Source organism: Bradyrhizobium stylosanthis, assembly GCF_001641335.1.
GTDB classification, from domain to species: domain Bacteria; phylum Pseudomonadota; class Alphaproteobacteria; order Rhizobiales; family Xanthobacteraceae; genus Bradyrhizobium; species Bradyrhizobium stylosanthis.
The window spans coordinates 911,617-925,491 of the sequence record NZ_LVEM01000003.1 but is presented as its reverse complement, the minus strand read 5'-3'; the positions used below and the strand labels follow the sequence as shown (position 1 = coordinate 925,491).

Genomic DNA, 13,875 nt, shown 5'->3' with positions numbered 1-13,875 from the left:
TGACGCGGCATTCACAACACGATCTCCGTTCCGTCAGCGGGTATCTGCCAGCCCGCCTGTTCCGCAGTCTTGCGCTCGGGCGAGTCAGGCAGCAGCGCCGGATTCGAGTTATTGATATGCAGAAATATCTTCCTGTCGAGTGCGAGGTCGGCGAGCCGCGCGATCGCGCCGTCGTGACCGGACATCGCGACATGACCCATGCTCTTGCCGGTCTTGTGGCCGAGTCCTGCCTTGATCATCTCGTCGTCCTGCCACACCGTGCCGTCGAAGAACACCAGCGCGGCGCCGTCGATCTCGGCCTTGAGCGCGTCGGTGACCTCGGCGCAGGCGGCGATGAAGTAGAAGCATTTGCCGGTCGATTTGTCGGTGATTTTGAGGCCCAGCGTATCGCCGTCGCCGGTCTCGCCGCCCGGATGCGCCTTGCCTTCGAGATACCAGGCCGACTTGCCTGCTACCGCGAAGGGCAGCACCTCAAGTCCTGACCGCGCGCCGTCGGGCAGTCGCGGCTCGAACGGCTCGCTGATGTCGATCGCCTGGCGCTTGACGTTCTTCTCGTTCAGCACGTTGAAGATGCTGTTGCTCTTCAGGATCGCCAGCACCTTCTCATGCGCATAGACCGTAAAGGGCGAGCCCTCGCGCATCGACAGCAGGCCGGCCACGGCATCGACCTCGCCATTGGTCAGGATCACGCCCGCGACCGGCGTATGGCGCAGCGCGCCCGCCTTCGGATGCAGTTGCGGCGTGGCGTTCAATTGCTGGCGGAGATCGGGAGAGGCGTTGATCAGGAACCAGTGCTCGCCGTCGCCGCTGAAGGCAACCGAGGCCTGGGTCCGGTGGAGCTCATGTCCATTCGCACGGGCCGCGCGGCAACCCTCGCAGCCGCAATTCCATTGCGGCACCCCGCCGCCGGCCCCGGCGCCCAGGACGACGACGCGAAGCATGTTACGTCTCCTGGAGGCAACGTCGCGAGGTGAATCTCAGGCCGACACGGCTTCCTTCGTCCGGAAACCAATCGTGACCGCAAGATCCACCTGCGCAGAACGCAAAACTCACCAACCGCTTACTTGCGGGTGGCGCTCACATACATGTTGATTTCCATGCCGCAGGGCACTTCGACGATCTTCGGGGCTTTCCAGGCCATTTTGGCTCTCCATATTCGCGAATTCGGACGTATCCGCCCAACCATTAAATTAATGCGGGCGTAGAAGTTCGCCAGTGAAATTTTCCCGAGAAGGTCCATGTTGCGCCGCGAAAATGGCCGGGGGAACATCACTTGTGACGGCACTGCCTTGCGCAGGGCGCATTCGGTCGCGAACCCTGTCCTGATAAAGCAGTTGTGAGTGCAGTGCAGCTTTCAATCCGGTACAGGCGGCCCAATTGGATCTCGATCATGCCCAAATACTTCTTCAACACCCGGATCGGTGACGAACTGATCGTGGATCCCGACGGCGAGGATCTGCGCAATCCCGATCGCGCCTGGGAGGTCGCCCGCCAGATGATCCTGGAGGTCCTGAAATCGGAGGGGACCCAGCCGGCGCTGCTGGAGGCGGTCATCGAGGTCACCGACGTCGAAGGTGAGATCGTGCTGGAGTTTCCCTTCACCGAGGCGCTGCTGGACATGCCGGACCAGTCGGCGACAAGGCATTAGCCCCTCTCTCTCCCCTCGTCATTGCGAGGAGCCCTTGCGACGAAGCAATCCAGACCGCCTCGGACGAGGGATTCTGGATTGCTTCGCTTCGCTCGCAATGACGAAAGATGCGGCAATCCGAGCCTGCGCCGCCCTTCGCCCCTGCGAAATCCGCATGGCTTTGCCGCGTTCCCGGCGCTAAAAGACGCCGGTCACACGGAGCAAGCCATGCAAGATCTCTGGCGCCTGTCGGCCGCCGACCTCGCCACCCTCGTCAGGTCCAAGAAAGTGTCGGCCCGGGAGGCCGCCAAGGCCGGCCTTGCCCGCCTGGACGCCGTCAATCCCGCGCTCAACGCCGTGATCGACCACCGGCCGGACGACGTGCTCAAGCAGGCCGATGCGGTCGATGCCGCCATTGCCAGGGGCGAGGACCCCGGCGTGCTGGCCGGCGTCCCCGTCACCATCAAGGCCAATGTCGACCAGGAAGGCTTTGCCACCACCAACGGCCTCAAGCTGCAGCGCGACCTGATCGCGCGCGAGGACAACCCGGTCGTCGCCAATTTCCGCAAAGCCGGCGCCGTCCTGCTCGGCCGCACCAATTGCCCGGCCTTCTCCTACCGCTGGTTCACCACCAACCTTGTCCATGGCGACACCAAGAACCCGCGCGATGCCTCGCTGACCCCCGGCGGCTCCTCCGGCGGCGCCGGCTCGGCGGTCGCGGCGGGCATCGGCCATATCGCCCATGGCACCGACATCGCCGGCTCGATCCGCTATCCCGCCTATGCCTGCGGCGTGCACGGCCTGCGTCCGACCTTGGGCCGCATTCCCGCCTTCAACCCGGCGCTGCCGGAGCGGCCGATCGGGCCGCAGATCATGGCGGTCTCGGGCCCGCTGGCGCGCACCATCAATGATTTGCGCATCTCGCTTGCGGCCATGGCCGCGCCCGACGCGCGCGATCCCTGGTATGTCCCGGCGCCGCTGCAAGGCCCCGCACGCGAGAAGCGCGCCGCGCTCTGCCTCAATCCCGATGGCCTTGCGACCAAGCCGGAGGTGAAGGCCGCCGTGACCGACGCCGGCAAGCGCCTGGAGCGCGCCGGCTGGACCGTTGAGGTGATCGAGAACACCCCGCCGATGCGCGAGGCGGTCGAGTGGCAGCGCAAGCTCTGGCTCGGCGACGGCTATGAGGCACAGCTCGAGATGGCCGAGCGCGAAGGCGATCCCGGCGCGCTGGCTTGCCTGCGCGGCAACCGCGCCAAGGTCACGCCGATGGACCAGGCGAATTACGCGCAGGCGCTGACCCGCCGTGCCACGTTCACACGCGACTGGATGGTGTTCTTCGAAAAATACGCCGTGGTGCTGACGCCGGTCTCCGGCGAGCTGCCGTTCCCCGATCATCTCGACCGCAAGGACGCCGCTTCCTTCGAGCGCGTCTGGGAAGCGCAGATGCCGCAGATCGCCACGCCCTTCATGGGCCTGCCGGGCCTCGTGGTCTCGACCGGCCTCGTCGGCAAGGCGCCGGTCGGCGTGCACATCGTCTCCGGCCGCTATCGCGAGGACCTCTGCCTGCTCGCCGGCGAGGCGATCGAGGCCGGCGGCGTGCCGCCCTCGCCAATCGACCCCGTGGGTTAGCGATGACTGATTTCTACGACTTCAAGGCCAACTCGCTTCTCGGCGAGGAGGTGACCATGCGCCGTTTCGAGGGGCAGGTGCTGCTGATCGTCAACACCGCGAGCAAATGCGGCTTCACGCCGCAATATCGCGGGCTCGAGGATCTCTATCGCGACCTGTCGCCGCGCGGCTTCGCGGTGCTCGGCTTTCCCTGCAACCAGTTCGGTGCGCAGGAGCCGGGGCAGGCGGGCGAGATCCAGGCGTTCTGCTCGACCAACTACGACGTCACCTTTCCGCTGTTCGCCAAGATCGACGTCAACGGGCCGCAGGCGCATCCTTTGTATGAGTACCTGAAACGTCAGCAATCCGGCCTCTTGGGGGCCTCCATCAAATGGAATTTCACCAAATTCCTGGTGGACCGTGCCGGCAAGGTGATCGCGCGCTACGCGCCGACCGCAAGGCCGGAAGGACTGCGAAATCAAATCGAGACCCTGTTATGAGCGAGACAATCATGAGCGACGAATTTCCGGACCGCCTGTCGGTCGATCCGAACAGCCCCTATTACAACGCGGACATCCTGGCGCGCGACGTCGGCATCCGTTTCAAGGGCATCGAGAAGACCAATGTCGAGGAGTACTGCATCAGCGAAGGCTGGGTCCGCGTCACCGCCGGCAACGCCAAGGACCGCCACGGCAACCCGTTGACCATCAAGGTGCACGGTCCGGTCGAGCCGTATTTCCGGGATAAGAAGTAGTGTGAGCCGTCATGCCCGGGCTTGTCCCGGGCATCCACGTTCTCTAGGCGGCAAAGACGTGGATGGCCGGGTCAAGCCCGGCCATGACGAGACGAGAGAGCCCGCGAGAAAGCCACCCCCATGTCCGTCCGCATCGTCGACGTCCGCGAGATCACCAAGCCGATCTCATCCCCGATCCGCAACGCCTATATCGACTTCACCAAGATGACGACGAGCCTCGTTGCCGTCGTCACCGACGTGGTGCGCGACGGCAAGCGCGTCGTCGGCTACGGCTTCAATTCCAACGGCCGCTACGGCCAGGGCGGCCTGATCCGCGAGCGCTTCGCCTCGCGCATCACGGAGGCCGATCCGAAGTCGCTGCTCAATAGCGCCGGCGACAATCTCGACCCCGACAAGGTCTGGGCCGCGATGATGACCAACGAGAAGCCGGGCGGTCATGGCGAGCGCTCGGTCGCGGTCGGCACCATCGACATGGCGGTGTGGGACGCGGTGGCGAAGATCGCGGGCAAGCCGCTGTTCCGCCTGCTTGCCGAGCGCCATGGCGTCAAGGCTGATCCGCGCGTCTTCGTCTACGCCGCCGGCGGCTATTACTATCCCGGCAAGGATCTCTCGATGCTGCGCGGAGAGATGCGCGGCTATCTCGACCGCGGCTACAACGTCGTGAAGATGAAGATCGGCGGCGCGCCCATCGACGAAGATCGCACCCGCATCGAGGCGGTGCTGAAGGAGATCGGCAAGGACGCGCAGCTCGCCGTCGACGCCAACGGCCGTTTCAATCTGGAAACCGGCATCGCTTATGCAAAAATGCTGCGCGATTATCCGCTGTTCTGGTACGAGGAGGTCGGCGATCCCCTCGATTACGCGCTGCAGGCCGCCCTCGCCGAATTCTATCCCGGCCCGATGGCGACGGGTGAAAACCTGTTCAGCCATCAGGACGCCCGCAACCTCATCCGCTACGGCGGCATGCGCCCCGACCGCGACTGGCTGCAATTCGACTGCGCGCTGTCCTACGGCCTGTGCGAATACCAGCGCACGCTCGAAGTCCTGAAAACCCACGGCTGGTCGCCGAGCCGCTGCATCCCCCACGGCGGCCACCAGATGTCGCTCAACATCGCAGCCGGCCTCGGTCTCGGCGGCAATGAAAGCTACCCCGACCTGTTCCAGCCCTATGGCGGCTTCCCGGATGGCGTGCGCGTCGAGAACGGCCACATCACCATGCCGGATCTCCCGGGCATCGGTTTTGAGGGCAAGTCGGATCTCTACAAGGAGATGACGGCGCTGGCGGAGTAAGGGCGAGGCGTGAAGACGTCTCCAACAACTCGGTGTCGTCCCGGCGAAGGCCGGGACCCACACCCCCAGGGAGAGGTTTTGGGGCGAGCTGGTAACTCCGAGTCTTCGCCAAACCAATCTTGTGGTTATGGGTCCCGGCCTTCGCCGGGACGACGACTGAGCGAGTTGCGGCAGGACGGCCACTACCCCCGCTGCAGCAGCGGCTTCAACGTCCGGATATCCGCCACAGCCTCGATCCCATACACTGTCTTGATCAGCTGCTCGCTCTTCTCACGCCCCACCACCGGTGCGATCAGGTCGCGGGCCTTGTCGATGACCTCGTCCCGCGTCATCGGATTGCGCGGGGTGCCGCGCACCGCCGTGACGCGCTCGGACAGCTTCGTCCCGTCGGCGAGTTCGATCTCGACCACGGCGACCCGCACCGGCAGCAGCTTGGCCAGCTCCTCGTCGCGCACCAGGTTCACCTTGGCGCGCTCCTTCAGCACCGCCGCATCCTGCATGCGCGGCTTGTCGTGCGCGGCGTGGAAGGAGGCTGTCTTGTCGAGCAGCATCACGGCGACCATGTGCTGCAGGCAGATGTCGGGGATGTCGCGGTTGTCCACGACCTCGGCGACGGATGGCGCCAGGCGCACGGTCACGCGCGTGACCTGATCGGCCTCGAACGCCTGCTTGCCGCGGATCGCATAGATCGCGTCGAGCGGTCCCTGGATCGGCGAGCCCACCGTCCATTTCTTGATGTCGGTGCCCGCGATCTCGTAGCGCTCGCCGAGTTTTTCGACGAGCTTCGCGGTTGCGGCCTTCGGCGCATAGGCGAGGAAGTAGTTGTCCGGGCCGGAGAACACGTCGTCGACGCCGTTCCAGTCCGCGCGCACCAGGAGCGCCGCAGTCACGCCGTTGCGGGCCGGCATGCCCGCGAACACGAAACCCTTCTCGATGTGGTCGACGTCGCGCCGCCACACGATGAAGCCGGAGGATTGCTGCGCGGCATAGTCGAGCACCCATCGCATGCGTCGTGCGTCGAATCCGGCGGCGCAGGCCGCAGCAGCCGAGGCACAGAAGGTGCCGGCGATGCTGTGCGTGCTCAGCACGCTCTCATAGCTGAAATCGGCGCCGCCCATCGCCATCACCACGCGCGTGCCGACGTCGTAGCCGAGCGTCACCGCACGCAGGAAATGCGCGCCGTCGATGCCGAGATGTTCGCCGAGCGCGAGCGCCGCCGGGACCACCGAGCTGCCGGGATGCGAGCGCGACGGGCTGTGCGAATCGTCGGTCTCGTCGGCGTGCGCCATGACGCCGTTGGCGAGCGCGGCCTCGACCGGCGAGGCGCTGAGCGCCGTGCCGGCGACGGTCGATGTCCCCTGCGCGGCATTGGCGCGGATGTAGCGCTGCGCGGCCTGGCCCGGCGGCAGGTCCGACCCCGAGATCATCGAGGCCAGCGTGTCGAGGATGTGGTGCTTTGCGTGCTCGGCGACGTCAGGCGGCAGCGCGCGGTCCCTGGCAGCGCTCATGTAGTCGCACAGCGCCGTCATCTCCGGCCCGGAGCCGTATCCTTCCGCGAAACTGCGTCGGGGCGCGAGAGTGAGGCCGGCGGCGGCCGCTGCGGTCAGGCCGAGGAAGTCGCGTCGTTTCATGGTGTCCCGTCTTTGGTGCAGGAATTCGATGAAACGTTTAGCGTACATTTTCCGTCATTGCGAGCGCAGCGACTTGTCCGCCGAAGCCTCGGCGGAGGCGGAAGCAATCCAGGCTGTCTGCGCGGAGGGACTCTGGATTGCTTCGCTGCGCTCGCAATGACAGTGAGGCGCGAGCCTAATGCTCTGCTGTCATGCCCCGGCTTGACCGGGGCATCCAGTACGCCGCGGCTGATGTAGGGAGTGCGAGCTCTTCAACGTCGGCCTCTGGAATACTGGATCGCCCGGTCAAGCCGGGCGACGACACCGAAGTTGTGGCGGACGGGGCAAGCCGTCAGCATCGTACGTTACGACAGCCGCATATCCAGCAGCCGGCGTCCTTCGCCCTTGAGCAGCTTCTTCACTGCACTGGACGCCACGACCTCGCCGTCGTTGGCGTAGGCCTCGTGGTTCTTCTCGATGTCGTCGAGCCGGTAGAGATAGTTCACCATCACGCCGGCCGACTCGCGCACGCCCTTCGGCGAGAGGTCGCCGAGCCAGTTGATGCGCTCGAGGCGCGCGCCGTTGCCGAGATGGAAGCGGGCGACGGAGTCGATCAGACGGCCCTTGGGCGTGCGTGCCTTCAGGAAATAATGCGCGGCAAGCGGCTCCAGCACGCCGCGCAGCAGCGCCGTCGTCTCCGGGCTCTCGAACCATTTGGCATCGTCGAGGCGCTTCAGCACCTCGCGGTCCTCGTCCGACAGCGGCAGGTCCTTGTCCTGCTTCACCCATTGCATGAAGCCGGGCACCGGCGACAGCGTCACGAAGGTATCGAGCTTGGGCGTCTCGCGGCGCAGCTCCTCCACCACCTGCTTGATCAGGAAGCTGCCGAAGGAGATGCCGCCAAGGCCGCGCTGGGTGTTGGAGATCGAATAAAACACGGCGGTGCGCGCCTTCTCGATCGGAAGATGCTGGCGATCAACGGCGAGCAGCGGCGCGATCGCACCCGGGATGGTCTCGGTCAGCGCCACCTCGACGAAGATCAAGGGCTCGTCCACCATCGCCGGATGGAAGAAGGCGTAGCAGCGGCGGTCCACGGGGTCGATGCGGCGGCGCAGATCGTCCCAGTCGGAGATCTCGTGCACGGCTTCGTAGCGGATGATCTTTTCGAGGATGTTGGCCGGGGTCGACCAGTCAATCCGGCGCAGCACGAGAAACCCCCTGTTGAACCACGACGAGAGAAGATGCGAGACGTCGCGATCGAGCGCGGCGAGATCGGTATGCCCGTTCATCATGCCGAGCAGGTCGGCGCGCATGGCGACGAGATCGCCGGTGCCGCCGGGCGCCCGGTTGAGGCGGCGAATCAGCTCCTGCCGCCGCGGCTCCGAGGCGAAATGCAGCGAGCTTGCGTCCTCGTCCGTCGGCTTGGCGCGCCATTTCTCGATCGCCGTGGACAGGCGTTCCCGGTCCGGGCCGAAATCGCGCACCAGCGCCTCGAAGAAGGCGCGGCGTCCCGCCGCATCCAGCTCCCGGTAGAGATCGAGCACCTCGCGCGCCATGGCGGTGCCGGAGGCTTCGCCCCGGCCCGACAGCAGCGCGTTGCAAAGCTCGACCAGCCCGTCGGCGTCCTGCTTGGTGTCGGAGCCGTCGCCGCGCCGAAGCAGAGTGCGGCCGCGCTCGGAGATCGTGGCGAGCAGGTCGGAGAAGAAGGCGTTGGCCATCTGGGCTTTCGAGTCCGGAATTGTGCGATGCGGAAGCTTACACGGGATTTAGGTGGAAGCCGATCACAATCAAGCAGGCGAATGCGGCATCTTTCGTCGGGCCGTGCGTTTGGAGAATGGCGGCATGACGGTGAGCGCCGTGCTGATGCCGCACGAAAGCTGCCGTAGGGTGGGCAAAGGCGCCCTTGCGCCGTGCCCACGATATCTCGCCGATAGCGAAAAAGACGTGGGCACGCTTCGCTTTGCCCACCCTGCGGTTCTCTGCATTTGGAGGACGAAGCTGCCTACCCACCCGCCGTCATTGCGAGCCACCGGGTCCGCGCAAAGCGCGGCCCGATGACAGGCTCCGCGAAGCAATCCAGAGTCGTTCCGCGGAGCCAGTCTGGATTGCTTCGTCGCAAGGGCTCCTCGCAATGACGAGGTCGGGGCTACCCCTTCCCCGCAAACTCCGTCGGCGTCCGCCCCGTGACCTGGCGGAACGCGGCCGAGAACGCCGGCACGCTGGCGTAACCCAGCTGGGTCGCCAGCTGCTTCACCGACACGCTCGCGTCCGTGGACAGCCGCTGGATCGCCGCCGCAATGCGCGCCCGCTGGCACCAGCTCTTGAAGCTCAATTGCGTCTCGCTCGAGAACAGCCGCGACAGCGTACGCGCCGAGGTTCCGACCTCGCGCGCCAGGGTGTCGATGTCGTGCAGCCCGGTGGGATCGTCGAGCACGATCATCGCGGCGCGGCGGCAGCGCGGCTCGCGCGGCAGCGGCACGAAGGTGGCGGAGTCCTCGGCCTGGTGCAGTTCCAGCATCACCAGGCGCACCAGCAGCTCGGTGCGTTCTTCGGTGTTGCGCGCGTCGAACAGCGCCAGGATCGCCTGGTTGAGCAGGGGCGAGACCCGCACCACGAATTCCCGGGTCAATCCCTGGTAGCGCTTTTCGCGCTTGAGCCAGGCGAGGTCGAAATACAGCGTGCGCATCTCGATGTCGGCCAGCAGGTCGATGGCGTGCTCCAGCCTGGCCGGCACCCAGACGGCCCGGTCCGGCGGCACCAGCCAGCGTCCCTCGGGCGTCGTCACCTGCATCGTTCCCTTGGCCGCATAGATCAGCTGCGCCTCGCGGTGCAAATGCGGATCGATCCGCATGCCCTTGGGATAGTCGCGGGCGACCAGGTGCACGCCCGCGGGCGAGCGGTGGTTGCTGCGGACCTCCCGAAGGATTGGCGTTTCCAAGACAGTCATTGGCGGCATCCCGTCATGGGGAGGACATATAACTCATTTCGGAGCAGGAGAGGATTCGGGAATGAACAGCCCCAGCCGGGTCATCAGTTTCGTCAATGCAGGCCATTTCATCGACCATTATTCGATGCTGATCTTTGCCGCCGCCGTGATCATCATGGGGCCGGCGCTCGGCATGGCCTATTCGGAGCTGCTGCCCTACGCGACCCCCGGCTTCATCGCCTTCGGCGCCGGCTCGCTGCTCACCGGCTGGCTCGGCGACCGCTGGAGCCGCCGCCACATGATGCTGATCTTCTTCGTCGGCATCGGCCTCTCCATGATCTCGGTCGGCTTCGTGCAGACGCCGGTGCAGCTCGGCGCGGCGCTGCTCGCCATCGGCATTTTCGCCTCGATCTACCACCCCGTTGGCACCGCCATGATCGTGTCCTATGCCGACCGTCTCGGCCGGGAGATGGGCATCAACGGGGTCTGGGGCAATCTCGGCGTTGCCTCCTCGGCGCTGGTGACGGGGGTGATCGGCCAATATCTCGGCTGGCGCTTCGCCTTCATCGTTCCCGGAATCGTCACCGTCCTGATCGGCATCGTGTTCGCGATGATGGTCGTGCACGAGGACCGCAAGGGTTCGAAGCAGGCGGCGGCGCAGGCGCGTGTCGCCAAGCAGGACATGTGGCGCGTGATCCTGTCGCTGCTGATCGTGGTGATCGCGATCTCCACGACCTTCAACGCCGTCACCGTAGCGCTGCCGAAGCTGTTTGCGGAGCGGCTCGCCGACCTCACCAGGAGCCCGGCGCTGCTCGGGGTCATCGCAGCCTGCGTCTACGTGTTCGGCGCGATGACGCAGTACACGATCGGTCGCTTGCTCGACCGCTACTCGCTGAAGACCGTGGCGCTGCCGCTGTCCTTCATGCTGGCGCCGTTCCTCTATCTCGCCGCCAGCCTGGAAAACCTGCCGCTGATCCTGGTTTCGATCGGCATCGTCATGGGCGCGTTCGGGCAGGTCACGGTGAACGACGCCATGGTCGGCAAATACACCAGCGAGGAGTGGCGCTCGCGCGCCTATGCGGTGCGTTATTTCATCGGCTTCACCGCCGCCGGCGCGTCCGTCGGCCTCGTGGCCTGGCTCTACGAGCAGGGTGGCTTCGTCACCATGCTGCACGCCTTCGCCGCGCTCTGCCTGCTCGCCATCGTGGCGGCGATCATCCTGCCCCGCGAGATCCGGACGCCGCAGGCGGTGTGAAGTCTCGTGTCCCGGACGCGTCAGCGTTGCTGCGCAGAGCCGGGACCCAGAGGCTGCGAATTCCCGTGACGCATGGGCCGGGCTCTTGCCACATCGTCATTGCGAGGAGCGTAGCGACGAAGCAATCCAGACTGCCCCCGCGGAGGGACTCTGGATTGCTTCGCTGCGCTCGCAATGACGAGTGGATCGTGTGGGCCGTGTATCCCGGTCGTGCCCCAGGCGCAGCGCCAGCCACACCACCCATGATGCCATTATGCCCCTGATTTGCCCGACGCCGCAACGCGATTCGGCAAGACCGAAATTACGCCAGCCTTTTCAATGCCACCTCTACTGTGCATGGGGTTGTTTTCGCACTTTTGGCCTCGCCGGTTGAAATCCCTCCGTCACGGGCAGGGAACCGGCCCCGCATCCCGCGGGTTCTGTCCCTGTGGCCTCGGCAACCTTGCCGGGCGGCGAACGGGGAAAAGACACCTGCATGCAGTGGAGCCTGCTCCGGCCGGTCGGCCTCGTCCCCGCGGCGCTTGTGCTCACCACCATCGCGGCCGGCGCTGAAGGCGGCAAATCGGCGAGCCCGTCCGAATTTCTCCTGATCGTCCAGATCGTCCTGCTGATCGCGGTCGGGCGCGGCCTCGGCGAGCTCATGCAGCGCATCGGCCAGCCCTCGGTGATCGGCGAGCTGCTCGCAGGCATCATCCTCGGGCCGTCGCTGTTCGGCTGGATCTGGCCGGAGGCGCAAGCCGCGATCTTCCCGAAGGCGCCCGAGCAGAAGGCGATGATCGACGGCATCGCGCAAGTCGGCATCCTGCTGCTGCTGTTGCTGACCGGCATGGAGACCGACCTCAAGCTGGTCAGGAAGGTCGGCAAGGCCGCCGTTGCGATCTCGATCGCCGGCATCCTGGTGCCCTTTGCCTGCGGTTTCGCACTCGGCGAATTCCTGCCCGATGCGCTGCTGCCGAACCCGCAAGCCCGCCTCGTCGCCTCGCTGTTCATGGGCACGGCGCTGTCGATCTCCTCGGTGAAGATCGTCGCCGTCGTCGTGCGCGAGATGAACTTCATGCGCCGCAATGTCGGCCAGATCATCGTCGCGACGGCCGTGATCGACGACACCATCGGCTGGATCATCATCGCCGTGATCTTCAGCCTGGCATCGCATGGCACGCTGGACATCGCTTCGGTCGCGAAGGCGGTGCTGGGCACGCTCGCCTTTCTCGCCGTCAGCTTCACGATCGGCCGCCGGCTGGTGTTCCAGCTCATTCGCTGGGCCAACGACAACCTCGTGAGCGCCGCGGCGGTGATCACGGTGATCCTGCTCCTGATGTGTGTGATGGCCATGATCACGCATGCGATCGGCGTCCACACCGTGCTCGGGGCTTTCGTCGCCGGCATCCTGGTCGGGGAGTCCCCGATCCTGACCCGGCAGATCGACGAGCGTCTGCGCGGCCTGATCTCCAGCTTCTTCATGCCGGTGTTCTTCGGCCTCGCCGGCCTTGCCGCCGATCTCTCGGTGCTGCGCGATCCCAATCTCCTGATGCTCACGGGCCTCCTCGTCGTGATCGCCAGCGTCGGCAAGTTCGGCGGCGCCTTCGTCGGTGGCACATTGGGCGGGCTGAGCACGCGGGAATCGCTCGCGCTTGCGAGCGGCATGAATGCGCGCGGCTCGACCGAGGTGATCATCGCCACCATCGGCCTCTCCATCGGCGTGCTCAGCCAAAATCTGTTCACGATGATCGTCACCATGGCGATCGTGACCACGATGGCGATGCCGCCGATGCTGCGCGCGGCGCTGGCGAAGCTGCCGATGGACAAGGAGGAGAAGGAGCGGCTGGAGCGGGAGGAGTTCGAGAAGCGCGGCTTCGTCGCCAACCTCGAGCGTCCGCTGCTGGCCGTCGACGAAAGCGTCAACGCCACCTTCGCCGCCCACATCGCGGGCCTGATCGCCGGCATGCGCGGCCTGCCGATCACCGTGCTGCATGTCGGCAAGCGCGCGAAGGATCAGGAGAAGGTCCGCGACGAGGCGGCGAGCCACGAGGCGGTGGTGAAGAAGGCCGCCGAGACGGTCTCCGCCAATGGCGACGGCGATGCCGGCAGCGTCGACGTCGTCACCCGGGCGCGGCGCGCGGAGCTCGGCGAGACCATCACCGAGGAGGCGCGCAAGGGCTTCGATCTCCTCGTCGTCGGCATCGACAAGGTCGTCGCGACCAAGGATCGCTTCGACCGCAGGATCGAGGACATCGCCGCGACGTTCGAGGGGCCGCTCGCGATCGTCGCGGCCAAGGGCAGACATGCGAAGCAGCCGGTGCCCGAGGCGCTCAATATCCTCGTTCCGGTCTCCGGCAGCGGCGTCTCCAAGCGCGGCGCCGAGGTCGCGGTGGCGCTGGCGCAAGGAGGGTCAGGCTCGCTCCGGGTGATCTATGTGGCGACGACGCGGGACAAGGGCGCCCAGCGCGGCGCCTCCCGCGGCCTCAGCCAGGAGGCGGGTATCCTCAAGGACGCCAGCGATCTCGCCGCCCGCTACGAGGTCGACATCACTACGACGCTTCGCGTGAACAGGGCGCCGGAGGCCGCGATCCTGCGCGAGATCGACACCACCGATGTCGATCTCGTCGTCATGGGTGTCGACCGCATCCAGGGCGAGCATCTCTCCTTCGGCGGCGTCGCCGACGCCGTGCTCAGGCAGTCGAAGGTCTCGGTGCTGCTGGTGTCCAGCGGCGAAACGCGACAGGCTCCGTCGGAGCAGGCGTAGCGGTCGGTGCTCACTCTCTCCACCGTCATTGCGAGGAGCGAAGCGACGAAGCAATCCAGCAT

At 66.0% G+C, this 13,875-nt stretch carries 12 protein-coding genes; 7 read left to right on the top strand and 5 right to left on the bottom strand.

The window, feature by feature from the left end; all coding sequences use genetic code 11:
* Positions 1 to 11: 11 nt before the first annotated feature.
* The gene (gene pqqB, locus A7X65_RS24105; protein ID WP_063689657.1) at positions 12 to 941 is read right to left on the bottom strand and encodes a pyrroloquinoline quinone biosynthesis protein PqqB; all 930 of its coding nucleotides are present in this window, start codon (positions 939 to 941) and stop codon (positions 12 to 14) included.
* 119 nt (positions 942 to 1,060) lie between these two features.
* On the bottom strand, positions 1,061 to 1,141 hold the full coding sequence (pqqA, locus tag A7X65_RS24100) for a pyrroloquinoline quinone precursor peptide PqqA (RefSeq protein ID WP_007595659.1): 81 nt from the start codon (positions 1,139 to 1,141) through the stop codon (positions 1,061 to 1,063).
* A gap of 249 nt (positions 1,142 to 1,390) precedes the next feature.
* Between pqqA and A7X65_RS24095 the strand changes: the two genes are divergently transcribed.
* From A7X65_RS24095 to tarD, 5 genes are all read left to right on the top strand, one after another.
* On the top strand, positions 1,391 to 1,648 hold the full coding sequence (locus A7X65_RS24095; protein WP_063689654.1) for a DUF6894 family protein: 258 nt from the start codon (positions 1,391 to 1,393) through the stop codon (positions 1,646 to 1,648).
* Between the two features lie 207 nt (positions 1,649 to 1,855).
* A complete protein-coding gene (locus A7X65_RS24090) occupies positions 1,856 to 3,256 on the top strand; it encodes an amidase family protein (protein WP_063689651.1) in 1,401 nt (466 codons plus the stop codon).
* 2 nt (positions 3,257 to 3,258) lie between these two features.
* Positions 3,259 to 3,735: a glutathione peroxidase gene (locus tag A7X65_RS24085; RefSeq protein ID WP_063689649.1), complete on the top strand. Its 477-nt coding sequence runs from the start codon at positions 3,259 to 3,261 to the stop codon at positions 3,733 to 3,735.
* Complete coding sequence (locus A7X65_RS24080) at positions 3,732 to 3,989, top strand: DUF3297 family protein (RefSeq protein WP_011089470.1); 258 nt, start codon at positions 3,732 to 3,734, stop codon at positions 3,987 to 3,989. Before A7X65_RS24085 ends, A7X65_RS24080 begins: the two co-directional genes overlap by 4 nt.
* Positions 3,990 to 4,109: 120 nt before the next feature.
* Positions 4,110 to 5,279, top strand: a complete 1,170-nt coding sequence (gene tarD, locus A7X65_RS24075) for a D(-)-tartrate dehydratase (RefSeq protein WP_063689646.1) — start codon at positions 4,110 to 4,112, stop codon at positions 5,277 to 5,279.
* 182 nt (positions 5,280 to 5,461) lie between these two features.
* Here the strand turns inward: tarD and A7X65_RS24070 are convergent, their stop codons facing one another.
* The 3 genes from A7X65_RS24070 to A7X65_RS24060 form a co-directional block, all read right to left on the bottom strand.
* On the bottom strand, positions 5,462 to 6,910 hold the full coding sequence (locus tag A7X65_RS24070) for an MmgE/PrpD family protein (RefSeq protein ID WP_063689645.1): 1,449 nt from the start codon (positions 6,908 to 6,910) through the stop codon (positions 5,462 to 5,464).
* Positions 6,911 to 7,254: 344 nt separating this feature from the next.
* On the bottom strand, positions 7,255 to 8,607 hold the full coding sequence (locus A7X65_RS24065; protein ID WP_063689643.1) for a malonyl-CoA decarboxylase: 1,353 nt from the start codon (positions 8,605 to 8,607) through the stop codon (positions 7,255 to 7,257).
* Positions 8,608 to 9,035: 428 nt separating this feature from the next.
* Positions 9,036 to 9,836 (bottom strand): AraC family transcriptional regulator, encoded by an 801-nt coding sequence (locus A7X65_RS24060; protein ID WP_063689640.1) that lies wholly within the window; start codon positions 9,834 to 9,836, stop codon positions 9,036 to 9,038.
* Between the two features lie 61 nt (positions 9,837 to 9,897).
* On the opposite strand from A7X65_RS24060, the gene A7X65_RS24055 reads away from it, so the two are divergent.
* Entirely contained in the window at positions 9,898 to 11,070 is a 1,173-nt protein-coding gene (locus tag A7X65_RS24055; RefSeq protein ID WP_063689638.1) for an MFS transporter, read from the top strand.
* A gap of 475 nt (positions 11,071 to 11,545) precedes the next feature.
* A complete protein-coding gene (locus A7X65_RS24050) occupies positions 11,546 to 13,813 on the top strand; it encodes a cation:proton antiporter domain-containing protein (protein ID WP_063689635.1) in 2,268 nt (755 codons plus the stop codon).
* Positions 13,814 to 13,875: the final 62 nt, after the last annotated feature.

Excerpts from the sequence above, each read along its gene's own strand:
- A7X65_RS24060 (WP_063689640.1), bottom strand. The coding sequence starts at position 9,836 with ATGACTGTCTTGGAAACGCCAATCCTTCGGGAGGTCCGCAGCAACCAC.
- A7X65_RS24050 (WP_063689635.1), top strand. The coding sequence starts at position 11,546 with ATGCAGTGGAGCCTGCTCCGGCCGGTCGGCCTCGTCCCCGCGGCGCTT.
- A7X65_RS24070 (WP_063689645.1), bottom strand. The coding sequence starts at position 6,910 with ATGAAACGACGCGACTTCCTCGGCCTGACCGCAGCGGCCGCCGCCGGC.
- A7X65_RS24090 (WP_063689651.1), top strand. The coding sequence starts at position 1,856 with ATGCAAGATCTCTGGCGCCTGTCGGCCGCCGACCTCGCCACCCTCGTC.
- A7X65_RS24055 (WP_063689638.1), top strand. The coding sequence starts at position 9,898 with ATGAACAGCCCCAGCCGGGTCATCAGTTTCGTCAATGCAGGCCATTTC.
- A7X65_RS24065 (WP_063689643.1), bottom strand. The coding sequence starts at position 8,607 with ATGGCCAACGCCTTCTTCTCCGACCTGCTCGCCACGATCTCCGAGCGC.
- A7X65_RS24085 (WP_063689649.1), top strand. The coding sequence starts at position 3,259 with ATGACTGATTTCTACGACTTCAAGGCCAACTCGCTTCTCGGCGAGGAG.
- pqqA (WP_007595659.1), bottom strand. The coding sequence starts at position 1,141 with ATGGCCTGGAAAGCCCCGAAGATCGTCGAAGTGCCCTGCGGCATGGAA.
- A7X65_RS24095 (WP_063689654.1), top strand. The coding sequence starts at position 1,391 with ATGCCCAAATACTTCTTCAACACCCGGATCGGTGACGAACTGATCGTG.
- pqqB (WP_063689657.1), bottom strand. The coding sequence starts at position 941 with ATGCTTCGCGTCGTCGTCCTGGGCGCCGGGGCCGGCGGCGGGGTGCCG.
- tarD (WP_063689646.1), top strand. The coding sequence starts at position 4,110 with ATGTCCGTCCGCATCGTCGACGTCCGCGAGATCACCAAGCCGATCTCA.
- A7X65_RS24080 (WP_011089470.1), top strand. The coding sequence starts at position 3,732 with ATGAGCGAGACAATCATGAGCGACGAATTTCCGGACCGCCTGTCGGTC.